This window comes from Pseudoalteromonas sp. SCSIO 43095 (genome assembly GCF_023650455.1).
Taxonomy (GTDB): domain Bacteria; phylum Pseudomonadota; class Gammaproteobacteria; order Enterobacterales; family Alteromonadaceae; genus Pseudoalteromonas; species Pseudoalteromonas tetraodonis.
Map to the genome: position 1 here is coordinate 2,701,288 of NZ_CP087995.1, position 26,089 is coordinate 2,727,376.

Annotated in this window: 22 protein-coding genes and 3 pseudogenes; 11 read left to right on the forward strand and 14 right to left on the reverse strand. The window is 40.7% G+C overall.

Translation table 11 applies throughout. From position 1 onward, the window contains the following. The first annotated feature begins 135 nt into the window (after positions 1-135). Positions 136-1,287: a chromate efflux transporter gene (gene chrA / locus LOC50_RS12755; protein WP_248474466.1), complete on the forward strand. Its 1,152-nt coding sequence runs from the start codon at positions 136-138 to the stop codon at positions 1,285-1,287. Here the strand turns inward: chrA and LOC50_RS12760 are convergent. From LOC50_RS12760 to speA, 4 genes are read right to left on the reverse strand one after another with little or no spacing between them, the layout of a single operon-like run. Next, a complete protein-coding gene (locus LOC50_RS12760) occupies positions 1,247-2,506 on the reverse strand; it encodes a mechanosensitive ion channel family protein (RefSeq protein ID WP_250653317.1) in 1,260 nt (419 codons plus the stop codon). The two genes, chrA and LOC50_RS12760, sit on opposite strands and share 41 nt — an antisense overlap. Continuing rightward, entirely contained in the window at positions 2,503-3,423 is a 921-nt protein-coding gene (gene yihG / locus LOC50_RS12765; RefSeq protein ID WP_036980492.1) for a 1-acylglycerol-3-phosphate O-acyltransferase, YihG family, read from the reverse strand. The genes LOC50_RS12760 and yihG (LOC50_RS12765) overlap by 4 nt, the downstream gene beginning before the upstream one ends. An 18-nt stretch (positions 3,424-3,441) precedes the next feature. Continuing rightward, positions 3,442-4,314 carry a 1-acylglycerol-3-phosphate O-acyltransferase, YihG family gene (gene yihG, locus LOC50_RS12770; RefSeq protein WP_250653318.1) on the reverse strand — a complete coding sequence of 291 codons (873 nt, stop codon included), beginning with the start codon at positions 4,312-4,314 and terminating at the stop codon, positions 3,442-3,444. A gap of 60 nt (positions 4,315-4,374) precedes the next feature. Beyond that, positions 4,375-6,255, reverse strand: coding sequence for a biosynthetic arginine decarboxylase (gene speA / locus LOC50_RS12775; protein WP_214552471.1), 1,881 nt, complete (start codon positions 6,253-6,255; stop codon positions 4,375-4,377). A gap of 199 nt (positions 6,256-6,454) precedes the next feature. Between speA and speE the strand changes: the two are divergent. Together speE and LOC50_RS12785 are read left to right on the forward strand one after the other, a co-directional pair. Further along, positions 6,455-7,319, forward strand: a pseudogene (speE, locus tag LOC50_RS12780) (polyamine aminopropyltransferase). A gap of 139 nt (positions 7,320-7,458) precedes the next feature. After that, positions 7,459-9,501 (forward strand): glycoside hydrolase family 97 protein, encoded by a 2,043-nt coding sequence (locus LOC50_RS12785; protein ID WP_250653319.1) that lies wholly within the window; start codon positions 7,459-7,461, stop codon positions 9,499-9,501. A 41-nt stretch (positions 9,502-9,542) separates the two neighbouring features. Here LOC50_RS12785 and envZ read toward each other — a convergent pair whose 3' ends face one another. Both envZ and ompR read right to left on the reverse strand, forming a co-directional pair. Next, on the reverse strand, positions 9,543-10,856 hold the full coding sequence (envZ, locus tag LOC50_RS12790; protein ID WP_250653320.1) for a two-component system sensor histidine kinase EnvZ: 1,314 nt from the start codon (positions 10,854-10,856) through the stop codon (positions 9,543-9,545). A gap of 5 nt (positions 10,857-10,861) precedes the next feature. After that, a complete protein-coding gene (gene ompR, locus LOC50_RS12795) occupies positions 10,862-11,581 on the reverse strand; it encodes an osmolarity response regulator transcription factor OmpR (protein ID WP_036980498.1) in 720 nt (239 codons plus the stop codon). 183 nt (positions 11,582-11,764) lie between these two features. Between ompR and greB the strand changes: the two genes are divergently transcribed. The 4 genes from greB to LOC50_RS12815 all read left to right on the forward strand — a co-directional run bounded on the left by greB (position 11,765) and on the right by LOC50_RS12815 (position 15,786). After that, entirely contained in the window at positions 11,765-12,238 is a 474-nt protein-coding gene (greB, locus tag LOC50_RS12800) for a transcription elongation factor GreB (protein ID WP_036983331.1), read from the forward strand. 124 nt (positions 12,239-12,362) lie between these two features. Beyond that, positions 12,363-12,668, forward strand: a complete 306-nt coding sequence (locus LOC50_RS12805) for a hypothetical protein (RefSeq protein WP_024602195.1) — start codon at positions 12,363-12,365, stop codon at positions 12,666-12,668. A gap of 55 nt (positions 12,669-12,723) precedes the next feature. Beyond that, positions 12,724-13,302 carry a CBS domain-containing protein gene (locus tag LOC50_RS12810; RefSeq protein WP_069438581.1) on the forward strand — a complete coding sequence of 193 codons (579 nt, stop codon included), beginning with the start codon at positions 12,724-12,726 and terminating at the stop codon, positions 13,300-13,302. Positions 13,303-13,470: 168 nt separating this feature from the next. After that, on the forward strand, positions 13,471-15,786 hold the full coding sequence (locus LOC50_RS12815; RefSeq protein WP_036980503.1) for a Tex family protein: 2,316 nt from the start codon (positions 13,471-13,473) through the stop codon (positions 15,784-15,786). 62 nt (positions 15,787-15,848) lie between these two features. Here LOC50_RS12815 and LOC50_RS12820 read toward each other — a convergent pair whose 3' ends face one another. From LOC50_RS12820 to bioH, 3 genes are all read right to left on the reverse strand, one after another. Beyond that, positions 15,849-16,706 (reverse strand): putative metalloprotease CJM1_0395 family protein, encoded by an 858-nt coding sequence (locus LOC50_RS12820; protein WP_250653321.1) that lies wholly within the window; start codon positions 16,704-16,706, stop codon positions 15,849-15,851. A 6-nt stretch (positions 16,707-16,712) separates the two neighbouring features. After that, positions 16,713-17,021 (reverse strand): hypothetical protein, encoded by a 309-nt coding sequence (locus LOC50_RS12825; protein ID WP_214552467.1) that lies wholly within the window; start codon positions 17,019-17,021, stop codon positions 16,713-16,715. Between the two features lie 92 nt (positions 17,022-17,113). Beyond that, a complete protein-coding gene (bioH, locus tag LOC50_RS12830) occupies positions 17,114-17,851 on the reverse strand; it encodes a pimeloyl-ACP methyl ester esterase BioH (RefSeq protein ID WP_250653322.1) in 738 nt (245 codons plus the stop codon). Positions 17,852-17,925: 74 nt separating this feature from the next. On the opposite strand from bioH, the gene LOC50_RS12835 reads away from it, so the two are divergent. Further along, the gene (locus LOC50_RS12835) at positions 17,926-18,603 is read left to right on the forward strand and encodes a ComF family protein (protein WP_250653323.1); all 678 of its coding nucleotides are present in this window, start codon (positions 17,926-17,928) and stop codon (positions 18,601-18,603) included. A 2-nt stretch (positions 18,604-18,605) separates the two neighbouring features. On the opposite strand, the gene LOC50_RS12840 is transcribed toward LOC50_RS12835, so the two are convergent. Further along, a complete protein-coding gene (locus LOC50_RS12840) occupies positions 18,606-21,155 on the reverse strand; it encodes a M14 metallopeptidase family protein (protein ID WP_250653324.1) in 2,550 nt (849 codons plus the stop codon). A gap of 146 nt (positions 21,156-21,301) precedes the next feature. Here LOC50_RS12840 and nfuA point away from each other — a divergent pair, with 146 nt between their 5' ends. Both nfuA and LOC50_RS12850 read left to right on the forward strand, forming a co-directional pair. Next, on the forward strand, positions 21,302-21,877 hold the full coding sequence (gene nfuA / locus LOC50_RS12845; RefSeq protein WP_036980513.1) for a Fe-S biogenesis protein NfuA: 576 nt from the start codon (positions 21,302-21,304) through the stop codon (positions 21,875-21,877). Positions 21,878-21,890: 13 nt separating this feature from the next. Continuing rightward, positions 21,891-22,160, forward strand: a complete 270-nt coding sequence (locus LOC50_RS12850; RefSeq protein ID WP_036980514.1) for a hypothetical protein — start codon at positions 21,891-21,893, stop codon at positions 22,158-22,160. Between the two features lie 4 nt (positions 22,161-22,164). Here LOC50_RS12850 and LOC50_RS12855 read toward each other — a convergent pair whose 3' ends face one another. Next, positions 22,165-23,436 (reverse strand): MATE family efflux transporter, encoded by a 1,272-nt coding sequence (locus tag LOC50_RS12855; RefSeq protein ID WP_250653930.1) that lies wholly within the window; start codon positions 23,434-23,436, stop codon positions 22,165-22,167. A gap of 42 nt (positions 23,437-23,478) precedes the next feature. On the opposite strand from LOC50_RS12855, the gene LOC50_RS12860 reads away from it, so the two are divergent. Then, positions 23,479-24,504: a polysaccharide deacetylase family protein gene (locus LOC50_RS12860; RefSeq protein WP_250653325.1), complete on the forward strand. Its 1,026-nt coding sequence runs from the start codon at positions 23,479-23,481 to the stop codon at positions 24,502-24,504. A gap of 3 nt (positions 24,505-24,507) precedes the next feature. Here the strand turns inward: LOC50_RS12860 and LOC50_RS12865 are convergent. The 3 genes and pseudogenes from LOC50_RS12865 to LOC50_RS17390 form a co-directional block, all read right to left on the reverse strand. Beyond that, positions 24,508-25,288: pseudogene (locus tag LOC50_RS12865) on the reverse strand (chemotaxis protein CheB); the annotation flags it as partial. Further along, positions 25,288-25,845, reverse strand: a pseudogene (locus LOC50_RS12870) (CheR family methyltransferase); the annotation flags it as partial. The pseudogenes LOC50_RS12865 and LOC50_RS12870, both read right to left, overlap by 1 nt. Before the next feature lie 69 nt (positions 25,846-25,914). Beyond that, entirely contained in the window at positions 25,915-26,040 is a 126-nt protein-coding gene (locus LOC50_RS17390) for a hypothetical protein (RefSeq protein ID WP_284692562.1), read from the reverse strand. Positions 26,041-26,089 lie beyond the last annotated feature (49 nt).

The window sequence follows — 26,089 nt, forward strand, 5'->3', positions numbered from 1 at the left end:
TGTATGAACCAACAATGAAGAATAACGTATAAGCGTTGATATTGCCTATCAAATAAGGAAGTAGTGATAGCGTTTCATAATAATGTCATACTTGTTTGTGACAATTTTACGATTTATCAAAAGGCGATTGCCACTATGTTAATTGCGATTTTTAGACAGTTCTTTTTGCTTGGCTGCATGAGCTTTGGCGGCCCTGCCGCGCATTTAGGTTACTTTAAGCACCACTTTGTTGATTCGCTTCGCTGGTTAAGTACAGCGCGTTACGCGCAGCTAATTAGCTTAAGTCAAGCTCTGCCAGGCCCTGGGTCAAGTCAGGTTAGCTTTGCTATTGGCGTAGAACGTGCGGGTGTACTCGGTGGTATCGCTGCGTTTATAGGCTTTACCCTGCCTTCTTTTTTGATTATGACTCTGCTTGCTATTAGTGCTCACCAATTTAACGCCGTTTATTTCGCAGTTATTACTGGGTTAAAACTATTTGCCGTGGTTATTGTTGCTGATGCGACCCTTAGTATGTCAAAAAGCTTTTGCACCAGTGCGGTACTTAAACTTCTGGCAATAATGAGTACTTTAGCACTGATTTTATTTCCTATGTTGGGCACTCAAATCGCCATTTTAGTAACCGCTGCCATTATCGGTGCTTTATGGCCTTTACTTAACTTAGCTAAATCTACAGAAAATGTTAGCAGAGAAAAAAACAACATCAATTGGATTGCTCTTGTCTTATTTGCACTACTACTTGCCATCAGCTTTATCCCACTTGGCGAAAACGCTGCGTTATTTGCGCCTTTTTACCAAGCAGGCGCCATGGTATTTGGTGGCGGACATGTTGTGTTGCCAGTACTTCAAGCGGGTGTGCCTACGTTAAGTGATGATCAATTTTTAACGGCTTACGCCAGTGCTCAGGCTATACCTGGACCGATGTTTACTATAGCGACCTACTTAGGCGCGCAGCTAACTACCGAGCAGCCAATAATGGGCGCAATCATAGCTACATTATTGATATTTACCCCTGGTTTTTTACTGATGTTGGCATTTCAAAAAAGCTGGATAAACTTGGCCAGCAATCCTCGTTTTGCCAGCTCAATTGCAGCGCTTAATGCTGCTGTAGTTGGTTTTTTGGCTGCTGCATTGTATTCGCCCATTTGGACTTCAGCCGTAAGCAATGTTTGGCATATTGCATTAGTGATTGCTGCATTTGCATGGCTACGTATGAAAAAGCCACCTATTTGGTGGCTATTGTTATTGTTTATTGGTGTTGGCCTTGGACAGCATTATTGGGCACTTTAATGCTGGGTTTACCTGCCATATTGGCCCCGTCAGCTGGGCCTAATTGCCCACTGACACTTTGATAAGCGCGTAGCCCAAACACAGGTAATACGGCCAGTAAATGGTCCATAATTTCAGCTTGTAAGTGCTCGTACGATATCCAACGTTTGTCTTCACTGAAGCAGTAAAATTCAATCGGTAAGCCATGATTAAGCGGTTGTAGTTCACGCACCATAAGTGTGAGCGAGGTATTGATTTTACTGTGTTGTTTTAAGTAACCCTCTGCATAGCGACGAAATAGCCCTAAGTTCGACACCGGATCGGGAAGTGTGCCTAGTCGAATATATTCTTGCAGTGGTATAGCCGCTTCTATTTGCGCTTTAAAGTCATCATCAACTAAAAAGATGCTGTTCATATCAATGTTTAAAGAACGTTTAATACGTCGCCCACCAGATTCTTGCATACCGCGCCAATTTTTAAACGAACCGGCCACCAGCATATAAGTGGGTATAGTCGTTATGGTATTGTCCCAATTACGTACTTTTACGGTATTAAGTCCTAAATCAATTACTTCGCCATCGGCGCCGTAGTTATCGACTTGGATCCAGTCCCCATAGGTCACTAAACGATTAGCGGCAATTTGAATGCTGGCGACAAAACCTAATATGGTGTCTTTAAATACCAATAACGTTACTGCCGCTATGGCACCAAAACCAGAGAGAATATAAGTCGGCGATTTTTCAAGCACAATACTAACAATTAATATTGAACACACAATAAAGGTGATTAGCTTCACTACTTGAATTAGCCCTTGAATAGGCACTTCGCGGGCAAAGTCTAGTTGGTTATAAATAGCGCCAGCAATGCTTACTATGCTGCTAATAATAAAACCTATATAAATAATTAATAATGCTTGGCCAATGGTTTTAAGGATCTCTTGAGCAATTGCATTAACCGGATAAACACTATCAAATGTGGCTAAAAAAAGTACACAACATAACAAGCAAGCAATTCGTTTATTCAGCTTAGTTAACATAGGTGTCAATGAACCAATACGCTCAGGAGAGAGTTTAGTCACCACCTTTTGAATACCCGGTAACATTAAGCGACGAGTAAATAAGTAAACAAATAATAATGAAAGAATGCCAATTGATGAGGCGGTGATGGCACTGAGAAAAAAAGCATCGGGGACTTTTTCAAACCAAGGAGTAATTAGCTCCTGTAGGTGTGTTTTGCTCATGGTATTTCAATTTCCTTACTGGGTGTTAATTCAGTACTAGCTTGCTGAATATGAATAGCGCTTAATTGCTTATCTTTTACTGTCCATAAGTTATTTAAGTATTGCTGAAATTGGGCCCTGAATGCCTTATCGGTTTGGTAACTGCCAATCATCTGTGTATTTATTGGCATAACCTCAATAGTAATATGAATAGACTCCAACTCGCCTTTTAAAATATTACGACACACATGATCTGACTGACCGCTATACACTAAACTGGTGTTAAGCATAGCGTCAAACTGCTCGTTTAAAACCTCTAAGGCAAAAGCAGTTCCACCAGCCTTAGGCTTTAATAAATGCTGAAAAGGGCTTTGTTGATGCAGGTGCTTTTGCGCAGTAAAACGCGTACCTTCTACAAAGTTAACTATGGTTGTAGGATGATGACGAAAGTTACGGCAACTGCGCTTAGTACGCTCGACATCTAAGCCTTTTAAATTCGGATTTTTAGCCAATTGCGCTTTGGTCACTCGTTTCATAAAGGGCATACCCATCGCCCACGCACCAGTGCCAATAAATGGCACGTATTTAAGCTCATCTTTTAAAAAAAACTTAGGAGCTGGTAATGCATTTAACGAGCTTAATACCGCAATATCAAGCCAGCTAATATGATTACTGATTAGCAAATACCAACTGTTGGCATTCACCTCCCCACTAATATTAACTTTAATATCATTACAGCCTAGCCACAGCCCTAAGCGGTTACCTTTGCACCACCCTTTATACGCACTGTGTAATAATTTACTCACTACAGGTATGGGCAGCACTAATTTAACTAACCCTAGGGTAAGCACTAATGCGCCAAATATTATTAAATTAGCAAATAAAACACAGCCAACAATTAAGCCATTTAACCAATTAGGTAACCATTTTTTTAGCATAACTGTCAGCTCATTTTGTTATTTTTGTTTGAGATTAACCAACGTCTGGTTTTTTTCTTCCCACACGCGATTTAATTCACTTTGAAAGCGTACTCTAAAGTCAGGATCATTAGTGTAATCACCAATTAAGTCCTCACTAACGCCTTTTACTTCAACCTGTACATCAATGTGTTTTACTTTACCGGCTGCAAAATCCATAAAGGTAGGAATGCCCTCAGGGTAATGAATAGTGACATTTACCACTTTAGAAATTTGCTCACCCATGGCCTGCATTACAAACGCCACACCACCCGCTTTCGGTTTAAGTAAGTGAGTAAACGGGCTATTTTGACGCGCATGCTTTTGCGCTGTAAACCGCGTCCCTTCAACAAAGTTAACCACACTGACTGGCATTTCTTTAAATTTTTCACAGGCTTTACGAGTGGTTTCTAAATCTTTACCACGCAACTTGGGGTTCTTTTTTAATTGGCTTTTACTAGTGCGGGTCATAAAAGGAAAGTCGAGTGCCCACCAACACAAACCTAAAACAGGCACGTAAATTAACTCTTTTTTCAAAAAGAAGTTTAAAAAAGGTATTTTTCGGTTAAACACCCGCTGTAACACTAAAATATCCACCCAGCTTTGGTGGTTAGCAATGACTAAGTACCAATCTTTTAATTTAAGCTCTTCAAGGCCAATAACATTAAGTTTTGTTGGCGTTAATAACGTTTGATTTAACGTGTTGAAGGTCACCCAAATAGAGGCACATTGCTTGGCCGTCCAGCTCATTAATTTTTGAAGTCCCTTAATTGGGATTAACTTAACGATGCCACAAATAAAAATAGGCAAAAACCAAAAAAGAGTGTTTATTGTATAAAAGAAAATACTAAATACACTGCGAATAACTGACATTACTTCTATTCCTTTAAATATCGCGCAGCCACTAGGACCACGCTTAACTATGCAACTAAATTAATCTTCAAAATAGGTGTAGCCCTCAAGCCCTGCATTGAGCTCGGCTAGATACCCTTCTTTACAGTGTTCTGATACATCAAGTTTATTAATTTGAGTGGCAAAGTTATCAGCTAATAACTCGCTATCATAATCAACAAATTTTAATACATCCTTAACGCTGTCACCTTTAATGGCATTGGTTAATACATATCCTTGCTCATTAAGCTCAACATGGACTGAGTCGGTATCACCAAATAGGTTATGTAAGTCACCTAAAATCTCTTGGTATGCCCCCACCATAAACATGGCAATATGATACTGCTGACCTTGTGTATATTCAGGGATAGGTAAACTTGTTTCAATACCTGCACCTTCAACGTAGTCTCGTATTTGCCCGTCAGAATCACAAGTAATGTCTTGGATAATCGCGCGCTGAGTGAGCGGCTGCGTTAGGTTTTCGATGGGCATAACCGGAAATAACTGCTGAATACCCCATACATCAGGTAATGACTGAAACAATGAAAAATTCACAAACAGTTTATCGGCTAGTTTTTCGTTTAAATCATCCAGCACTTCGCGGTGAGCTCTTGCATTAGAGCTTAATGAAGCACGAACACGATGTAAAATAGTAAAGTAAAGCTGCTCTATTTTCGCCCACTCTAGCATGCTCACTAAACCATGCACGTATTGATCGTGTGCTTCGCTAAATAAGTGCATAGCATCATGATATATTTCAAGTGCCATACGTGGGTTCAAACGTTGTAAGCATTGCCACATTTCATCTAGCACTAATGCGCTGTTTTCCAATGGCGGTTTTGGGTTTAAATGATTCGGTGCTTTTTCTACATCAATAACATCGGTGATCAACACTGCATGATGAGCCGTTAATGCACGGCCAGATTCTGTAATAATCGCAGGATGCGTTAAGTTATGCTGATCGCACACATCGGCAAATGCATTCACTACATTACGCGCGTATTCTTCGACTGTGTAGTTCATTGAGCAGGCACTACGCGAGCCTGAGCCTTCATAGTCAACGCCAAGCCCGCCACCCACATCAACCGTATTTAGCGGTACACCGTATTGAGTTAATTCAGCAAAATGGCGAGCACATTCGCGCAAGGCACGATGAATATCACGAATATTGGCGATTTGAGAACCAATATGAAAATGCACCATTTGCATTAAATGCAACTTGTTATGTTGCTTAAGTACTTCCACTGCACTAAGTACTTGCCCTGCGGTTAAACCAAACTTACCTTTTTCACCACCGGTATTTTGCCATTTACCTTTACCAACCGAATTTAAGCGAATGCGAATACCAATAGCAGGCTCAATACCTAAATTATCAATTTCTTCAAGCAATGTGGTTAGCTCAGAGAGTTTTTCGACCACAATTTTAACGTTGTGCCCCATTGCTTGACCAATACAGGCTAAACGTAAAAACTCACTGTCTTTGTAGCCGTTGCATACAATTGTAATAGGCTCTTTCGCCACCCCTAAAATGGCCATTAGTTCAGGCTTAGAACCAGCTTCAAGTCCCACTAAGCCACTTGGGTGAGCTAATAACTTACTCACAACAGAGCGCTGCTGGTTTACTTTAATAGGATAAACACAGGTGTATTTGCCGTTATATTCTCGGTTAGTGCGCGCTTGAGTAAAGGCATTGGTGAGCGTATCGACACGATTTTTTAAAATATCAGTAAAGCGCACCAGTACGGGCAATGTTAACCCTTGTTGCTTAAATTGCTCAGTAAGCTGACTTAAAGAGATGGCAGGTTTTGTTTGGTCGCCATCAGGATAGGCTATCAACTCACCTTGTGCGTTAATATCAAAATAACCATCGCTCCAATGAGCAACATTGTATGTAGCACGTGCTGTTTCTAAACCCCAAGTCATGGCAACTCTTCTTTATTAAATTAGGTGTAAAGGGGCATTTTAATACGTCACTATCTGCTAAGCTAACAAAAATTGAACTTTCCCCTCTTTATAGCTAACTTTATTCGCTAAAGAGAGTAAAATTTGATTGAGCAATAGGCCAAGCACTGGCAGAATTGCCTCCTTTTTTTCATACTCAACCAAAAGTGTAACAACAACTATGGCAAATTTAGATCAAAGTAAGTGGTTTACTGAAATTAGCGACCGCGATGGCAGCGCATTTTCATTACGTATTAACAAAAAGTTAGATGAAAAACAGTCTCCTTTTCAAAAAGTAGAAATGTTTGAAACCACAGACTTTGGTAATTTAATGATCATTGATGGTTGCACTATGGTAAGTAGCCGTGAAAACTTTTTTTACCACGAAATGATCAGCCACCCAGCATTACTGGCGCATCCAAACCCAAAAAACGTAGTTATTGTTGGTGGCGGCGATTGCGGTACATTACGTGAAGTGCTCAAGCACCCTAGTGTAGAAACTGTTACACAAATCGATATTGACGAAGTGGTTACCCAAATGTCGTTAAAGTACTTCCCTGAGTTATGTGAATCAAATAACGACCCACGTGCTACTGTGATGTTTGACGATGGCATTAAATACATGCGCGAAGCAGCTGGTGAGTCTATTGATGTAGTGATTGTTGATGGTACTGATCCGGTAGGGCCCAGGTGAAGGTTTATTTAACCATGCGTTTTATACTAGCTGTTTAAACGCACTTCGCCCTGGTGGAATACTGGTACAACAAAGTGAATCGCCATTAATGCATATGCCACTGTTGGTTGAAATGCGCGAAGCTATGCTAAGTGTTGGTTTTAACGATTTACAAACACTCCCATTCCCACAACCTATTTACCCAAGTGGGTTATGGTCAGTGACGCTAGCCCGCAAATCTGAGGCATTTAATGGCTTTAGAGAAGACGGCGCAGCAATAATTGCACAGCATAGTGAATACTACAATGGCGGCATTCATCACGGTGCACTCGCAACACCTAATTACATGAAACGCGCTTTTGGTAAAAAATAATAAGTTATAATTACAAAACAGGGCTCGCTAGAGCCCTTTTTTATGTGTTTAATTACATTGAATACGTTTGCAGTCATCTCGTAATAACCCCACCTTCACTTTATGCTCATAGTCTACAATTTGACATAAAGGACACACAATGAGATTACCTTTACTGCTAGTTGCTTTACTTTCAAGCAGCGCTTTTGCAAAAGAAGCCATGCTGGAATCGCCTGATCAAAAAATTAAAATCATCATATCTGATCAATCTTCATCTCCTTACTATTCTATTAGCTTTAATGGTAAACCTGTTATTGCGCAGTCACATTTAGGTTTTAGATTTAAAAGCCAAGCGCCATTTGATGAAGGTTTTGTTATTAGTGAAGTAACCCACTCACAGACAGATAGCCAATGGCAACAGCCTTGGGGTGAGCGCCAAACCGTTGTCGACAAGCACAATGAAATTGCCGTTACCTTTAATAAACCCGCCCCCCACGGTGGCACATACACAGTGCGATTTAAAGCCTTTGATAGCGGTGTGGGATTTCGCTATGAAGTCCCTAAACAAGCCGATTTTGAAAAAACAGAAATTACTAAAGAGCTGACCGAGTTTGCCATCGCCGGTGCCGATAAAGCCATCGCATGGTGGATACCTGCTCGCGGTTGGAGTCGTTACGAATATGTCTACAACACCACAGCCTTACAAGATGCTGCACTCGCTCACACCCCTTTTACCTTTAAAAATGGTAACGGTGTACATGTCAGCATTCATGAAGCAGCCCTAGTCGATTATGCGGGCATGGTGCTTAATCAACGTCGCCCAGGCACTTTTAGCGCCGATTTAACGCCATGGTCAGATGGTATAGCAGTCAAAAAGCACGGTGCATTTAATACGCCTTGGCGCACCATTCAAATTGGCGAACATGCGGTAGACTTAGTTAATTCAGATATTATTTTAAATCTAAATGAGCCAAATAAGCTCGGTGATGTGTCCTGGGTTAAACCAGGCAAATACGTAGGTATTTGGTGGGGCATGCACATCAATGAGAATACTTGGGGTAGTGGCGAAAAACACGGTGCTACCACAAAAAATACTAAATACTACATGGACTTTGCCGCAAAATACGGCTTTGATGGTGTATTAGTGGAAGGTTGGAACACCGGTTGGGATGGCGACTGGTTTTTTAATGGCGATGTATTTAGTTTTACCCAACCATATGATGACTTTGATATTGAGGAGCTTACCCGCTACGGTAAGCAAAAAGGGGTGCAGTTAATTGGCCACCATGAAACCTCAGGTAACGTAACAAATTATCGTAATCAAATGGAAGACGCTTTTGCGCTTTACGAGCAATCAAATGTAAGCCAAATTAAAACCGGTTATGTGGCCGATGGTGGCAATATTAAACGCATTGATGAAAATGGCATTGCCCGTTTTGAGTGGCATGACGGCCAATTTATGGTTAATGAGTACTTATACAACGTTAAGCTAGCTGCAAAACATAAAATAAGTATTAATACTCATGAGCCAATAAAAGACACCGGCCTTCGCCGTACTTACCCTAATTGGATTGCTCGTGAAGGTGCTCGCGGCCAAGAATTTAACGCATGGGGCACGCCACCCAATCCACCTGAGCACATTCCAATGCTTGCTTTTACGCGTATGCTTGCAGGCCCAATGGACTTTACGCCAGGTATTTTTGACATGAGTTTTAATGGCTTAGGTGGCGATACAAATCGCCCGCAAACAACGCTGGCAAAGCAATTAGCACTTTATGTCGTAATGTACAGCCCAATTCAAATGGCGGCTGATTTACCTAAAAATTATTTAGCTAAGCCCGATGCTTTTCAATTTATTCAAGACGTACCGACCGATTGGCAACAAAGTATTGCGCTTGATGGGGAAGTAGGCGACTTTATTGTATTTGCACGTAAAGAACGTAAACGCGATCAGTACACCGGTAATGACTGGTACTTAGGCGCTGTAACTGATGAAAACGCCCGCACCATTGAGGTTAAACTCGACTTCTTAGATAAAGATAAACAGTTTGAAGCGCAAATCTACAAAGATGGTGTTAAGGCAGAGTGGAAGAACAACCCTTACGATTTAAAAATAGAAAAACGCACTGTTACCGCAAATGATAAACTCACACTAAAATTAGCCACCAGTGGTGGTACAGCCATTCGTTTTAAAGCACTATAAAATGGTTAAAGCTATCCGCATATAACGGCGGATAGCTTTATTTAGTTTTGATTAACCACTTTAACCGGTAAATATATTTGCGCACTTAAACCACCGTCAGGGCGATTAGAGAGCACAACCTTGCCATTATGCATGTCTATAATGCGTTTAATAATAGCTAAGCCTAAACCACTGCCTTCACTGCCTCGTGCAGCGTCACCTTGCTTGAATGGTTCGAACACTGATTCTAATTCACTCTCAGGAATACCTGGGCCATTATCGTTAACCGCAATAATGACGTACTTTTTATTGCTATTAAAATAACTTTGCACCTCAATATCCCCTTGCGAGTAACGCAGTGCATTTTCAATCATATTCGTCACTACTCGCTTAATAGCCACTGAGCTTATGGGAATATTACCTAGGTTAGGATTGCTTTCAAACGTAATAACACGTTGATGCTTTAATTCACTTTGTACGACTTCGGCTACTAACGCATTGATATCTTCATAGCTTTGTTCTTCACAATTATGATGGCGTAAATATTCAATAAACTGATCAATAATGCCATTCATATCTTCAATGTCGTAAATAATACCTTCGCGTAAATAATCATCTTCATCAACCATCATTTCTGTGGCTAACCTAATACGGGTAAGCGGTGTGCGTAAGTCGTGAGAGACACCGGCCATGAGTAATCGACGATCATTTTCAAGGGCTGCAATACCTCGCGACATTTGGTTAAAAGCCCGCGTTACCTCAATAACTTCACTTGAGCCTTGTTCTTGTAACTTAGTACTAAAATCACCAACACCTACTTTTATTGCCGCTTGTTGCAGTGCTTTTAATGGTCGGTTCAAATGCCTTGCAAATAACCACCCGCCTAAGACACTTAAGAAGCCTATACTGGATAAGTAAAAAGTTAGAAATTCAAGATTACTTTCTTTAAATCCGGTTAAGGGAACTTTAACCCAATAGCCCGGTGCTTGCGGGGCTTCCACCCAATAAATAAGTGGTTCGGTTTGACTAATGCGTACCCGAGAAAACCCATTCAACTGCTCTGACATACTTCGCGATAGCCCTGAATACTCACGACTTTGTCCTAAGCCATTGCGCATCGCTTCACGCTGAGTCATCACCTCAATACCGGTTATTTCAAAAAACTTTTCTGAAACTTCATCGGTTACTTCAACACCATCTTCCCAGTCAATAAATACAGTTTTAATTTGCTTAGCGAGCATCAAATTAACTTGCTCAATGGTGGGTTTAACAACATATAAACTTACTGTGACGTAGGATACAATTTGGTTAATCAGCAACAAAGCTGCCACTAAAAAAACAGTTTGCCCAAACGCACTACGTGGAAACATCCCCATAATTATTACTTTTCACCATCAGGAACAAACACATAACCTAATCCCCATACAGTTTGAATATAACGCGGGTTAGCCGCATCCACTTCTATCATATGGCGAAGGCGTGACACTTGCACATCAATACTACGCTCTAGCGCACTGTAATCACGACCTCTTGCCAAGTTCATTAGTTTATCACGACTTAACGGCTCTCGAGGGTGAGATACCAACGCTTTTAACACGGCAAATTCACCACTTGTGAGCGATACGGTATTATCCCCTTCGCTCATTTCTCGTGTGGCTAAATTTAAGGTAAATTTACCAAACTTGATTAAATTCTCTTCTACTGAGGGCGCCCCTGGCACTTCTTTTGATTGGCGACGTAAAATTGCTTTTATGCGGGCAAGTAACTCACGTGGATTAAACGGTTTAGGAATATAATCGTCAGCACCGAGCTCCAAACCAATAATGCGGTCTACTTCATCACCTTTAGCGGTCAACATCACAATTGGGATTTGGTTTTCTTTTTGACGTAACCGTCTGCAAATAGAGAGCCCGTCTTCTCCGGGCAGCATTAAATCAAGCACCATTAAGTGAAAGTTTTCACGCTCAATAAGCCTATCCATTTGCTGTGAATCGGCGGCTGTTCTAACAATAAATCCTTGCTCTACTAAATAGCGCTCAAGCAAACTGCGCAAACGTTTATCGTCATCAACCACTAATACTTTTACTGTCTCTTGTCCCATAATCTGTTGCTTATTTTTATAATTTATTAATAGTTAATATAAATGAAAAACTTAATAATAAAAAACTAATTAAGTGCTTAGATTGTTACTGAACATTTCAAACCCATTGGTGGCTATTTTATCTCGACAAGCTGCCTTTATTTTAATACCGTGCCACACATGAAACTTAAACAAGAATACGGCGTGAAAACAAACTTAATTACTCGCGAAGGTTATTTACAACTTCAGCAAGAACATGACCATCTTTGGAATGTAAAACGCCCAGAAGTCACTAAAATTGTGAGTTGGGCTGCAAGCCTTGGTGATCGCTCTGAAAATGCAGACTATCAGTATAACAAGCGTCTATTACGCCAAATAGACCGCCGAGTGCGCTATCTACGTAAGCGCATCCCCGATTTAAAAATTGTTGATTACTCACCCGTGCAAGACGGCAAAGTTTTTTTTGGTGCTTGGGTTGAAATAGAAAACGAGGCTGGGGAGTGTAAGAAGTTTAGAATTGTCGGTCCCGATGAAATTTATGATCGCAACGATTACATTTCTATTGACTCACCGATGGCGCGAGCACTATTAAAAAAACAAGTAGACGATGATTTTGAGGTCATGACCCCTCAAGGTGCTAAGCAATGGTATGTAAATAGTATTTCCTACCAAAAATAAAACAGCTTAGTCTTGATTCAGATCATATTAACTTTTTATTGTTTATATTATTTGAGTACGCTATAACTAAAGCAACTCAAGTTATGATGTATTAATTTGAGAGTAGTTAATTAAGGTCGTCACTATGTCAAACATTACAGCGCGCATATTACAAAATGCCCTATTGTTTACACTCTTTATGAGTGTAAGTTTGACATTGCATGCAACACCCAAAAATACGCAAATTGATGCTGGTTTTACACCTGCAGAATTTATTGTTTGCGATTCTCCTGACCAAGCAAACCTCGACACCGATATAGACTCTCATGTCGGTGTTATTGCGCTTAGAGAAATTCAACCACTTCCTTTAGCGTTTTACTTTCATTATGAAAGCAGCCTTTTAGTCACACCTTACAGCCATGCACACCCGCGAGCGCCACCCGTTATTTAGTTTAATAACTTGCTTTTAAACATTATTAAATTTTATAACTAATTAGGTGGATATTATGTCTAACTTTAAAGAACTCCGTACCCAAGATATTTCTCATGGCACTATTGCGAATACATTTACTAATGAAGCTGTCATTGATTTAACTTCACCTGCTACACAAGTGGTGACTAGTTTTACTGATACAAGCCCGATGCGTGCATCGTTTGATACAACAATTGAACAAGCGTCAAAACAGTTAACGACTCAACGCTCTGATTTTATTTTGGTAACTGATGAGCAGCAAAAGCTAATAGGTATAGTGGCGAGTGCTGATTTACAAAGCTCAAAAATCATGATTTTAGCACAGCGTTTAGGCTTGCCTCGTAGTGAAATTAGCTTGCGCTATTTAATGACACCGCTAAGTAATTTAATGGGTGTAAGTATGAAAAGCTTAAGCTACTCATGCATTGGTGATGCACTGCAAACTATGGAACATCATGGCGCTATGTTTTTATTAGTCACTGCGGCTAATAATGAAATAAGTGGTTTAATTTCAGCACGCGATATAGCACGTAAGCTGCAAATTCCTGTTCATATTAGTCCAATAGCGCACACATTTAGTGAAGTACTCGAAAGTATAGAGCACCCTCACTAAATCAGCTTTTTATTAGTATAGTTCCAACCCCAGTAATGGCATCTTAAAGCAAGTAAAATAGCTTGCTTTAAGAGCTTTTTATTACCTTCCCCTGTGATATTATTCAAGACATTGACGCATCAGTTAACTTCTTAGCTGGTCTTATTTTTTGTATTAAAAGGTTTTTGCATGAGCGATATCTCTGCACGTTTAGCAACTGAGCTAAATGCACAGCAGCAACAAGTGGTTGCAGCAACAAAGTTACTTGATGAAGGCGCAACCGTCCCCTTTATTGCCCGTTACAGAAAAGAAGTGACCGGTGGATTAGATGACACCCAACTACGCCTTCTAGAACAACGTTTGTCTTATTTACGTGAACTTGAAGAGCGTCGTGGCTTTATTCTATCGACGATAGAATCTCAAAATAAGCTTACCGGGGAATTAGCAGCTGATATAAAAGCAGCGCAAAGTAAAACCGAGCTTGAAGATTTATACTTGCCTTATAAGGCAAAGCGTCGCACTAAAGGTCAAATCGCTATTGAGGCCGGTTTAGAACCTCTTGCTAATGCGTTATTTAACGACCCAATGCTCGACCCAGAAGCTGAAGCCGCTCACTATATTAATGCCGATAAAGCCATTATTGATACAAAAGCAGCCCTTGATGGTGCCAAATTTATTCTAATGGAGCGTTTTGCTGAAGACGCTAAATTACTCGCTAAGTTTAGAAGCCATATTAGTCAAAATGGGGCGATTGAGAGTAAGTTAATTGATGGGCAAGAACAAGCAGGTGCTAAATACAGAGACTACTTTGAACATCAAGAGCCGTTAAAAAAAGTGCCCTCGCACCGTGCATTAGCCATGCTAAGAGCACGTAATGAAGGCATTTTACAGTTAACGATTAACCCTGAGCCAAGTGCTGAAAATCCAGCCCAGTTATGTGCCCAAATGATCAGTGATCATTACCGCCTAGATATTAAAAACAAACCTGCTAGTGCATGGTTATTAACTGTGGTGCAGTGGGCATGGAAAATTAAGCTTGGGCTACACTTAGAAAATGAGTTTTTAGCCGCAATGCGTGAAAAAGCCGAAACCGGTGCTATAGACGTATTTGCTAAAAATTTAAAAGATTTATTAATGGCAGCGCCTGCAGGCCCTCGCACGACACTTGGCTTAGATCCCGGCTTGCGTACCGGCTGTAAAATTGCGGTAGTCGATAGCACAGGAAAACTGCTCGCTACACAAACAATCTTCCCACATGCACCACAAAATCATTGGGATAAATCACTGCGCACGCTCGAGCAATTATGTCGCCAACATAAAGTTGAGCTTATTGCGATTGGTAACGGCACTGCTTCTCGCGAATCAGATAAACTAGTTGGTGAGCTTATCAAGGCAAATACGGAGCTTAAACTGAATAAAATCATGGTCAGTGAAGCCGGCGCTTCGGTGTATTCTGCGTCTGAATTTGCCGCTAATGAGTTCCCAGATTTAGATGTATCTTTACGCGGTGCAGTATCTATTGCACGTCGCCTACAAGACCCATTAGCTGAACTAGTTAAAATAGAGCCTAAGTCTATCGGTGTAGGCCAATATCAACACGATGTATCACAAAGCCAACTTGGGCAAAGCCTAATTTCTGTAGTAGAAGACTGTGTAAACAGTGTGGGGGTTGATTTAAATATGGCCTCAGTGCCTTTGCTTGCACGTGTTTCTGGCTTAAACAAAACGTTGGCTCAAAACATTGTAAACTACCGTGACACGAATGGGTCATTTACAAAACGTAGTCAGTTGAAAAAAGTAGAACGCTTAGGGCCAAAAGCATTCGAACAAGCGGCTGGGTTTTTACGCATTAATAATGGCAGCGATCCGCTAGATAACTCATCAGTTCACCCTGAAGCATACCCTATCGTTAAGCGTATTTGTGAACATAACCAGGTAGACGTAAATAACTTAATTGGTAACAGTGAATTTTTAAGTAAACTCGCTGCAAACGACTATATTGACGATAAATTTGGCTTACCAACCGTGACTGACATTATTAGCGAGCTTGATAAACCAGGTCGCGATCCACGTCCTGAATTCAAAACCGCGGAGTTTAAAGCCGGTGTTGAAAAAATTAGTGACCTCAAGCCTGGTATGATTTTAGAAGGTGTGGTTTCTAACGTTGCTAATTTTGGTGCATTTGTTGATGTAGGTGTTCATCAAGATGGACTCGTGCATATTTCAGCTATTACTAACAAGTTTATTTCAGACCCACGCGAAGTGGTTAAAGCAGGTGACATTGTTAAAGTAAAAGTGGTTGAAGTCGATGCTGCTCGTAAACGCATTAGTTTTACTATGCGCCTGGATGACGACATAGACACCAGCAATAAAGCGACACCGCAAAAGCCTCGCAGCAATAATACCAACCAAGCACGAGCGCCTAAGCCTAAACGCGATACAGGCAATGCGATGATGGGGAATGCCTTTGCTGACGCCTTTGCTAACGCAAAAGTGAAAAAGTAATTTAAACGATATATTTAAAAATAAAAAAACCGCCTAGGCGGTTTTTTTTATTTTTTAATCAGCTAAATTTGCGCTGAAAATTCGCTCTGGATCGCGGGGGATGTGGCCAGTTGATAAAAGCTAGCAATGCGTCCTGCACGCGCTTCAACTTCAATATCACGCGATTGCTCTTCGCTTTTAGCGGTTTTTAGTTCTGAACTTTCACTATTAGAAAACGACGCACTGACTCTATTTTTATCTTCGCTGCTGTCTTCGTCATCAGCTGAAGCTAACTCAGCTTGTGCGGCAGCCATTTTTTGTGTGGCGCCTGCCGCAATCGCTCTGTCGGCACCTGAGGGTTCTGCTGGTGCTAGTGCAGCAGCACGTACCGTTTGCATTTTATCGATGGTTGCTTGCGGATCGCCATTGATAACCCCAACATCAATCGGTACTTCACCACCTACGGCATAATTAGTGCCATCGGGGCCTCTTTGGTATTCGTAACTGGGTGAACCGGCATATTGTCCACCAACAGCGGCATGCGCTTGCTCGTGGGTTCGCACTTCGGTATCACGAGCTTTGAGCTCTTTAATTTGTTGCTGTTCTTGCTCAAGTTTAAGCTCTTCTTGCTCACTAACTTCTTCGGCAGCTTGCTGTTTTTCTTGCTCGGCATCATCTTGATCACTATCAGCATTGCCTTCGCGTTGTTCAATAGTTTTGTTGTCTGCAATTTTGCCGCTTGCAGTATAAGTTGAACTATCGCTGTTACCAGGTAGTTTGGCTTTTTCTGCATCACTTTGAGCTTTGTTTTCAGTACTACCGGCGGTGTTTGCAGCGGCTGGGGGGATGACTTCACGTAACTGATTGTCACGCCGAGCAGTCTCCGTATAAACATTTGCAGTGTTTATATTGATAGACGGAAACGGCGTGACGATATTCATGAGGAATTACACTTTAATATCAACTAAAGTGCCTAGTACATCATCTGCAGTTTGAATTGATTTCGTGTTAGCCTTGGCATTAAACTCTTCAACTTTTAAGTTTACTAATGCATCATCAATTCGTGCAGGTTGAGATACCGGCGCGGTTACGGCTTCTTCAGGGCGAGCAGCCGTTAATTGACGTTGCTGCGCTAATTGAGAATCATCTTGCTGCTCTATGCTGGCACGGTTAATCTCAGCGCTGGCCTTTTCAATACCTTGGCTGGCTCTATTAAACCCTTCAACACCGCTATTAAATACAGATCCAATCGGCATAATAATAAACCTCAACCAAATAAATATTGTTTAATTATCGCTCAAAAATCACGCAAAATAAAGCTTTAAACCGCTGTATTCATGGCTTTGCTTCAAAGCATTGATTTAACGGCAGATAAAAATTCGTTTTTATGAGAAATAAATGGCGCATGGGATGCTTTGTCTATCACTTCGTACTCAAAGCCAGAATTAAGTGCGACCATTTTTTTAATTGCTCGATAAGGAACGAGAGAGTCTAAACGCCCAAAAATTCCACTAATCGCGACGGGACAGTGAGAAAATAATTCACGTAAGTCTTCACTTTGCAGTATATCTAACCCCGCACTTAATGCTTGATGACTCGGCGGCGGTGACTGACTCAATAGTTGTTTTAGCTGTTTTACATCATCTCGCGCCGACTCACTGCCCATCGCTTGAATCGCCAAAAAGCGCTCTATCGTTTTTGAACGCTCTTGCAATAGCTGTTCTTTAAACTGTGTGAGCACTTTAGGTTTAATACCTTCCCAGGGCAATTGATCTACAAAAAAAGGAGTGGAGGCAACTAAAATAACTTTTGACACTTTTTCTGGCCAATGTTTGGCAATATAAATGGCAAACAAACCGCCTAAAGACCATCCCATCAAAACAGATTGTGGTTTCAATTGCTGACTCACCAGCTGAGCTGCATCATGTAAAGTATACGGATCCAAAGAGACATCATGATCACCGTAACCAGGTAAGTCTAAACAATGTACCTTACCAGAATATAAAAATTCTAATTCTGGTTTTATTAACTGCCACACGCCTTGGTTCATTCCCCAACCATGCAACAACACACATTCATTTTGCATATTTGCCTAACCTTAACCAAACTTAAATCTATGATAGCGTTTTAGGGGGAGTTTGTAATGAGGAGAATCAGCGAATGAAACTTAGCCTAACTGATTGGCTTTTTCCCTCGTATTGCGTGTTGTGCCAGAATCAGATACACAGCTCACTGGGACTATGTCAGTTTTGTTTAGATGACCTGCCTTTGCTAGATTTGGCTGAGTATGACAATTTATTTTACCGCCCAGATATTGTAGAAATGTTTCCTAACTGCAGCTTTGAGAAACTATTTGCCTGCGCTTTTTATCAACCCCCTTTTGATTTATGGCTAAAAAAACTCAAATTTAATAATCAAATTCATTACAAAAAAGCACTACAGCAAGTCATCAAAAAACAACTTACTATTTTTACTAATAAACAGCATTTAGCTGCTGCTGTATTTATTATTTTACCTTTGCACAAGTCGCGTTTTTTTAGTCGAGGATTTAATCAGGTTACCCAAGTATGGCAGCCTTGTTTGTCATCCTTTAATGTCTTGAATAATGTTTTAATACGCAATAAAAACACCTCGGCACAGTCACAACTGAGCAAAACAAAGCGGATAAAAAATTTACAGCAGGCTTTTTCATGTACTGCCAATTTAGAGGGTAAAACGGTGGTCATTATTGATGATATTATGACCACAGGTGCAACACTCAATGCAGCCACCTTGTCGCTAAAAGAAGCGGGCGCTAAACAAGTCTGGGCATTTACGACCTGTTTAACGCCACTTTAGATTTAGTTACCACTGACACGAAAGGTATGACCGAAAAATAAAGCGTTACTTAATAATCGGCTGGTGCCATACCAGTAACCTCTAAATACAGGGTTGTCTGTCATCGCAATCACACTACCTCGACCATAAGAATGAGCCATTAGCGCAGCACCACCGGCCACTTGCTCTACATTAACTGCATCAGTAAAACCAGCAAGTAACGGCTGTTGTGTATAGGTGAGTATATTTACAAACGGCGCTTGCGAGGCTTCAAGTAACCAGGTACTGTTTTTAAATACTGGCAGAGTGTCACGCTTAAATGAAAACGTCAGTGGGTGCGTAGTATCTACATCAGTATTAAATATAGCGCCTGCAATACGCTGGCGACCCGCTAGATGGTCTTTGTCTGCATATTTTAAACCTTGAGTATCAAATGCGCTGGCAACATCTTTACGTGATAAGTAGTTTGCTTTTAATAACTGCTGATCAGCTAAGAACTTTGCCCCACCTTTATGACCCCAAATAACGCCGCCTTTTCTCACCCAGCTTTTAATTGCCACTTTGTCGGTATCAGATAACGTCGAATAATCGCCATGCGCCAAAACAATATGGCTGTAATTACTGAGCTCTAAAGACGCTAAACGATTCATTTCAACAATGGTTGGCGCTACGCCTACAAAGCGATCTAGGTAATACCACACTTCACCTGCTTCATATTGGCTAACCCCTTTACCGCCAACTAATAACACCTTAGGCGCAGAAACAACCGCCATAGAGCGCGAGCCTAAGTCAGCACCTTTACTGGTTAAGCCTGTGGTAATTGACTTAATTTCAATATCAAATTGGCTTTGTGCTTGGTTTAGCTTTGCCACCCAATCAGTCTCTGTTTGCAGTCCTGCAGGGATAATAATACTGCCAGCATCAAAATTTATCTCATTACTCGTTGATGTTGCGGTTAATGGTTTTAATGCAACACGCGCTTTAATACCTTGCTGTAACAGACTATTGAGCATTTTTGGGGCAAGCATGTCGTCCCAAGCAAATCCATAGGCGTAATTGTTAGTCAATGACGCTAACTCTGGCTGCTTTGGTTTTTGCCAAGCTGTTTTTTCTACCTTTAATCCCCAGCGGCTGTTTACTTTAGCAAATGGTAAATTAAACGCATGCGCTAATGTCCAACCTGATACATCGTAAAAAGTGTTATCGGCAAAGTTTTGCTGTTCACTAAAAATAGCTTTAACTAATCGGTATTGTGGTTGCGCAAGCGGCACAAAATAGCTATTAGCGGTAAAGTTTTTACCTTCAGCTTTTAGTCCCTCTTTAACTGTATAAGCATTAATTTGGTGCTGTTTAAGTATGCTTAAAAAATCGTTAATACGTGTTTTGTCTTCCCCACCTTGAACAATATAACCTTGATAGTCTTCATCTTTGGCAAGCTCAACCGCTTTGTTATAAAAGTTAGCCTGATACTCAAGTAAAGCTTGGCGGTTATCAATCGCCGCTTTAAACGTTGATAAGCTCGTTAAAAGTTGGTTTTTAATCGTAAATGCAAAAGTTAGCGGGCCATTGATCGTTTCTTGAATATGGCCACGAGAACTTGCTTGTTCAAATAAAATACCGACACCACCATTTACATCAGGGTAAGTTGAACCTTTGCCATAATAAAAGTCATCAAAGCTTTCTTCTGTAAAATACAGTGCATTGTTTTCATCTAAAGTTTTTGCATGATAATTTGCAATTGCTTTTGTTAAGCTCACATTTTCTTCAGGGGTAATGGGGTGTTTACGACTTGGGATCCCTGGTTGAAAAAAGTAGCTACTGTTTGGTCCCATTTCATGAAAGTCAGTTAAAATATTAGGTTTCCAATAATGAAACTTGGCTATACGCGCTCGCGACTCAGGGTGCTGCAGTAAAAGCCAATCACGATTTAAATCAAACCAGTAATGATTGGTACGGCTACTTGGCCAGCTCTCTACATGCTCACGCGTTTGCGGATCTGACGATAAGTTCATTCCACGATTACTATTAGCCCAATTAGCAAAACGTGCTAAGCCGTCTGGGTTAAGCGACGGGTCGAGTATAATCACCGTGTTGTTAAGTAGCTCATTTATTTCATCACCTTGCGCGGCTGCTAAATAATAAGCCACTAGCAAGGCAGCATTACTCCCTGACGATTCGTTACCATGAACACTGTAACCCATCCACACAACACTTGGCTGCTCCGCTGTTTTATTGTTTGAATTATTTAGGCGAGCTAAGTGTGCTTGGCGAGTTTGCTCTATATTTTTTAGTTTGTTCGCTGCGGTAATAGTGAGCATAACTAGTGGGCGCTGCTCGTGGGTACGACCTATTACTTCAAAATTAATTCGATCACTTTTTTGAGCTAAAATTTCCATGTAGCGAACAAGTTGGTCATGCCTTACATGCCATTCACCCACTTGATAACCAAGTACTTTTTCAGGTGTTGGAATGCTGGGATCAAATTCAACCTGTTGCTCAAAAAAATACGACAAGGGCTTTGCCACACTTGAAAAACTGGCTAGTATCACCATTACTGTTAATATAAACTGCATATAAATCACTCTAAAAATGCTTGTTAATTGCACGCTACCATTGCTTAAAATAGATGCCAACTTTTTTCGCTCAACACTAGCCGCAACACGATGAGCGGAGTATGATATGCAGTATCCGAGTAATTTAGTCAAGTATAGACGGTTTTATGATTTCAATTTCCGAAACAGCGCAAGCGCATTTTGCTAAGCTATTAGCAGATCAATCTCAACAAACGAATATTCGTGTGTTTGTTGTTAATCCTGGTACATCACAAGCTGAATGTGGTGTTTCTTATTGTCCAGAAGACGCGGTAGAAGAGAGCGATATTCGCCTAAACTTTAACGGTTTTGACGCTGTTGTTGATGCCGAAAGCGCGCCTTTTTTAGCCGAAGCTGAAATTGATTTTGTTACTGACAAAATGGGCACTCAGCTAACTCTAAAAGCGCCTAACGCTAAAGCACGTAAGCTAGGTGAAGACGCAAGCCTAAATGAACGCGTTCAACACATGCTAGAAACAGAAGTTAACCCACAACTTGCAAATCATGGCGGCCAAGTAAGCTTAGTAGAGATCACCGCTGCTGGTGTTGCTGTGCTTCAATTTGGTGGTGGTTGTAATGGTTGTTCTATGATTGATGTCACACTAAAAGAAGGCATTGAAAAAGAAATGATTGCTAAGTTTGATGAGATCACCGGTGTGGCTGACATAACCGATCACGAAGCTGGCGAGCACTCTTATTACTAAGTATTAACCCACTATGCTAAAGCCACTTATTTACCGCTTAGGGAGTGACCCTAAGTTGAGTTTAAAGCGCTTTTTTCGCGGCCTAGCACTGTTTGTGCTGGCCGTGATATTTATCACTTTGGGTTATTACAGCCATTATAGTTTACAAGTCATTGGCTTAGTAATTTTAGCACCGGCATTATTTTTAGCATTCTGGGGCTACGCGGGTATTTTTGCCAATCGTTTTTCGCAAGTATTGAAAAACATCCCCGCCAAAAATAACGACCCCGATCTGTGGAAATAACGGTTTAATCAAGTAATTGATTATTGGCTTTTAGCTGCTGATATTTAATGATAAGTGTTACACCACGCATTAGCATAAAACAGCTCATTGCTAACCATAAGCCATTATTTTGCCACGACTGAAACAACCAAAATACCCCAAAAAACCCTATCGTTGCCGATAACAGCATGCTATTTCGCATTGCTTTTGCACGAGTTAAACCAACGAATATGCCATCAAACAAAAAACAACTCATTGCTAAAATTGGCAGCACAATTACCCACGGTAAGTAATATGTAGCCTCTTCAATAACCTCAGGCACATTAGTCAACAGCTTTATAATAGAGCTGCCAAATAATATAAAAAATACACTATACAAAATGCCAAACAACATGCCCCAAAATACGCTTATTTTTACCCATAACCTTATCTTTTCAACACTTTGTTGACCTTTCGCTTGGCCTACTTTTGCCTCGCTAGCATAAGCAATCCCATCAAGCGCAAAGCTGACCAACATTAAAAAGTTGAGTAGTACCGCATTGGCAGCCAATGTAGTTTCACCTATACGTGCAGCATAAAAGGTCATAAAGCTAAAACATAACTGCAACACTAAAGAGCGAATAAAAATATCGCGATTTAAACTTAATAACCATGCCATTTTTTCTATGCTAAACCAATTTGCAACCGCTAAACTTATGCTCTGTTTTTTAGCCAGTTGAACCACTAACAGCAAAGCAAAAATTAAAGCCGTGTAATCCGCTATTAATGATGCCCAAGCCGCCCCTGCAACCGCCCAATCAAGATAAACTACAAAATAAATGTCGAGTACAATATTGGTAATATTAGTGACTAACAATAAATAAAGTGGCCCTCGCCCATAATGAACGCCGAGCATCCAGCCTAATAAAACTAAGTTACATAGCGCTGCTGGGGCGCTAAAAATACGAATACTAAAATACCGATAGGCCTCATTGAGCACATCACTATTGGCAGCAGATAAATACGCAATGGCGTGTTTTATAAGGGGGGATAATAAAATCAGAATTAGAGCTACGCTGCTGGCCAATAACAAACTGCGTTTGAGTAAAGCTGCCAGTTGGGTCAAATTATTTTTACCATAAGCCTGTGCCACCAGCCCAGTGGTGCTCATTCTTAAAAAACCAGCAAGCCAAAATAAAATGGAGATCACGGTAGAACCTAAGGCAATTCCCGCTAAATAATGCGCACTCCCCAGGTGACCAATCACTGCCGTATCAACAATTCCTAACAACGGCACAGTAATATTTGATAATATCATTGGACCGGCTAACAACAACAAGCTTTTATGGTGTGCTTTATTATGTATAAGAAATTGTTTCATTTAGTATTATTGTTCCTGATTTGTGGTTCTTTACGTGCGCAAGCAGTTGTTATTCTACAGTATCATCACGTCAGTGAAACCCTTCCCGCGGTGACCAGTGTAAGCGCCAACACTTTTACTAAACACTTAAATTATTTAAAAGAGCATAACTTTAACGTTATTCCACTAAATGAGCTGATTAGCGCATTAAAACAAGGTAAGACTTTAGACGATAAAACGCTCGCGATTACTTTTGATGATGGATACAACAATAACTACGAACAAGCTGCGCCTATTCTTGAGAAATTTGGCTATCCGTACACTATTTTTGTAAACCCTAAACTCATTGATGAAAAAGCGAGCTACGTTATGGGGTGGGATAAGCTCAGAGAACTGGCAAAAAAAGGCGCCCTTATTGCCAATCATAGTGCCGAGCATAACTATCTGCATAAAAAGCGCGAAAATGAAACGCAAAGCCAATGGCGTGAACGCACTAAAAACGACATTCTTAGTTCACAGCAGCGTATAAAAGAAGAAATAGGCCACGATTATAAATACCTTGCCTATCCCTACGGTGAGTTTAACAATCAGCTACAAGCTATCGTTACTGAACTAGGCTTTATTGGTATTGGTCAGCACTCTGGTGCAGTTAATCAACATTCTAATTTTAGCCGTTTACCACGTTTTCCCGCATCTGGTTTTTATAGCAAATTAGATACGTTAATTACCAAACTCAATTCAACTGCTTTTACTATTAATAAACTAACCTATAAAGATAGTGTAACCACACAAAATCCACCGTCGTTAACTATAAATCTAGAGACTGATGACTTTCATAAAAGCCAATTTGCCTGTTATGTATCAAGCGTTGGGCAAGCTAATTTAAATTGGTTAAACGATAATACGGTTGAGGTGACCTCGCCAAAGCAGCTTAATAAAGGCCGCTCTCGCTTTAACTGCACCGCCCCATCAATAAAAAAAGCAGGCAGTTATTATTGGTTTTCACAGCCTTGGGTGATCAATTAAATTCTATTTTTTAATCACTTGATTTAATAACCGCTGGGTCATTTTATCCAGCGGTACGACCTCATTTGCAGCCCCGATATCAATAGCAACCTTGGGCATTCCCCATACTACAGACGAAAACTCATCTTGTGCCAATGTATAAGCCCCTTGTTGTTTTAACGCCAGTAAACCTTTCGCGCCATCACTTCCCATACCGGTTAATAGTGTGGCAACAATATACTTAGCACCAATTTCAAGTAATGAGTTAAACAGTACATCTACTGCGGCTTATGCCTATTTACAGGTTCACCATCATCAAGCTGACAATATAATGCACTACCTTGTTTGTTAATAGGTAAATGTAGCCCGCCAGGGGCTATATAAGCGCATCCTGCTACCAGCTTATCGCCTTGTTGCACCTCTTTTACGTTAATGGTACGGGTGCGCTGCATTCGCTCTGCAAATGAGGTACTAAATACAGGAAGAACATGCTGCGTTATTACAATGGGTGGGCAGTTTTTTGGCATGCGTATAAGTACTTCTTTTATCGCCTCAGTGCCTCCGGTTGACGCACCAATCGCAATCACTTTATTTACTAAAAACTCGGCATTAGTGGGGATGGGTTCTGCTACAGCACTATTTTTTTATAGACTCGAACCTGTGCACTGGCTGCCACTCTGACTTTTTGCTAAACAATATCAGCATATTGACTCATTTGCTCCTTGACATTAACTGTTGGCTTAGCAATAAAGTCAACTGCACCAATCTCAAGCGCTTCAAGCGTAATGGGTGAACCTTTTTGTGTTTTAGCCTTATAACTTTGCCCATCTTTACTGGTTAAAAACCAGGGTTTTAGTAAAGCATCATCAAGACCATTTACGTTCGCTGCGGTATAAATACCACTTTGCGCCTTCGCCAGTACATTAGAGTCAAGATCAGTGGCTAACATCTTCACACCCCAATCACTTGGAAAAGCTCTTTGCAGCGTCATTGCTAAACTATAGGGCTCTTCACCGGTAGAGCAGCCTGCAGACCAAATTCGAACGCGCTTAGTCTGTTTATTTTCTTAAACAGGGTTAGTATTAACTGATCTTTTATAAACTCAAAATGATGCATTTCACGAAAAAAAGAGGTTAGATTAGTGGTAATGGCATTGATAAATGTATCAAACTCCTGATCTTTATGATTTTTTAAGTAATCGAGGTAGCTTAAAAAGTTTGTTAATTTTCGCTCACGAATTCGTCTTGCCAAGCGTGAGTAGACCATCTCTCGCTTATGCTCTCCTAGTACAATACCGCAGGCGTTATAAACTAAATGAGCCACTTCCTTAAAATCACTACCCGTTAATAAAAACTCTTTCATTATTTGCTCTCATTTAAAAATAAAGCGAGATTCACGCATACATTGCAGGTGAACCTAACTAAAGTGAGTTTAAAACTCCTCCCACTCTTCAGCCGAGTCTACAAAATTTTCACCTTTGCTTTTATTACTAACAAAGCTATTTTGTTGCTGATGAGATATTTCAGGTGTGCGAATAACAGGCGATACCACTGCCATATCTTGCTGGCCTAATGAGAAAAAGTGCAGTAAACATAAAACCCCTTTA

Coding starts and splice junctions, on each gene's coding strand:
- chrA (WP_248474466.1), top strand. CDS start 136: ATGTTAATTGCGATTTTTAGACAGTTCTTTTTGCTTGGCTGCATGAGC.
- LOC50_RS12760 (WP_250653317.1), bottom strand. CDS start 2,506: ATGAGCAAAACACACCTACAGGAGCTAATTACTCCTTGGTTTGAAAAA.
- yihG (WP_036980492.1), bottom strand. CDS start 3,423: ATGCTAAAAAAATGGTTACCTAATTGGTTAAATGGCTTAATTGTTGGC.
- yihG (WP_250653318.1), bottom strand. CDS start 4,314: ATGTCAGTTATTCGCAGTGTATTTAGTATTTTCTTTTATACAATAAAC.
- speA (WP_214552471.1), bottom strand. CDS start 6,255: ATGACTTGGGGTTTAGAAACAGCACGTGCTACATACAATGTTGCTCAT.
- LOC50_RS12785 (WP_250653319.1), top strand. CDS start 7,459: ATGAGATTACCTTTACTGCTAGTTGCTTTACTTTCAAGCAGCGCTTTT.
- envZ (WP_250653320.1), bottom strand. CDS start 10,856: ATGGGGATGTTTCCACGTAGTGCGTTTGGGCAAACTGTTTTTTTAGTG.
- ompR (WP_036980498.1), bottom strand. CDS start 11,581: ATGGGACAAGAGACAGTAAAAGTATTAGTGGTTGATGACGATAAACGT.
- LOC50_RS12805 (WP_024602195.1), top strand. CDS start 12,363: ATGTCAAACATTACAGCGCGCATATTACAAAATGCCCTATTGTTTACA.
- LOC50_RS12810 (WP_069438581.1), top strand. CDS start 12,724: ATGTCTAACTTTAAAGAACTCCGTACCCAAGATATTTCTCATGGCACT.
- LOC50_RS12815 (WP_036980503.1), top strand. CDS start 13,471: ATGAGCGATATCTCTGCACGTTTAGCAACTGAGCTAAATGCACAGCAG.
- LOC50_RS12820 (WP_250653321.1), bottom strand. CDS start 16,706: ATGAATATCGTCACGCCGTTTCCGTCTATCAATATAAACACTGCAAAT.
- LOC50_RS12825 (WP_214552467.1), bottom strand. CDS start 17,021: ATGCCGATTGGATCTGTATTTAATAGCGGTGTTGAAGGGTTTAATAGA.
- bioH (WP_250653322.1), bottom strand. CDS start 17,851: ATGCAAAATGAATGTGTGTTGTTGCATGGTTGGGGAATGAACCAAGGC.
- LOC50_RS12835 (WP_250653323.1), top strand. CDS start 17,926: ATGAAACTTAGCCTAACTGATTGGCTTTTTCCCTCGTATTGCGTGTTG.
- LOC50_RS12840 (WP_250653324.1), bottom strand. CDS start 21,155: ATGCAGTTTATATTAACAGTAATGGTGATACTAGCCAGTTTTTCAAGT.
- nfuA (WP_036980513.1), top strand. CDS start 21,302: ATGATTTCAATTTCCGAAACAGCGCAAGCGCATTTTGCTAAGCTATTA.
- LOC50_RS12850 (WP_036980514.1), top strand. CDS start 21,891: ATGCTAAAGCCACTTATTTACCGCTTAGGGAGTGACCCTAAGTTGAGT.
- LOC50_RS12855 (WP_250653930.1), bottom strand. CDS start 23,436: ATGATATTATCAAATATTACTGTGCCGTTGTTAGGAATTGTTGATACG.
- LOC50_RS12860 (WP_250653325.1), top strand. CDS start 23,479: ATGTATAAGAAATTGTTTCATTTAGTATTATTGTTCCTGATTTGTGGT.
- LOC50_RS17390 (WP_284692562.1), bottom strand. CDS start 26,040: ATGGCAGTGGTATCGCCTGTTATTCGCACACCTGAAATATCTCATCAG.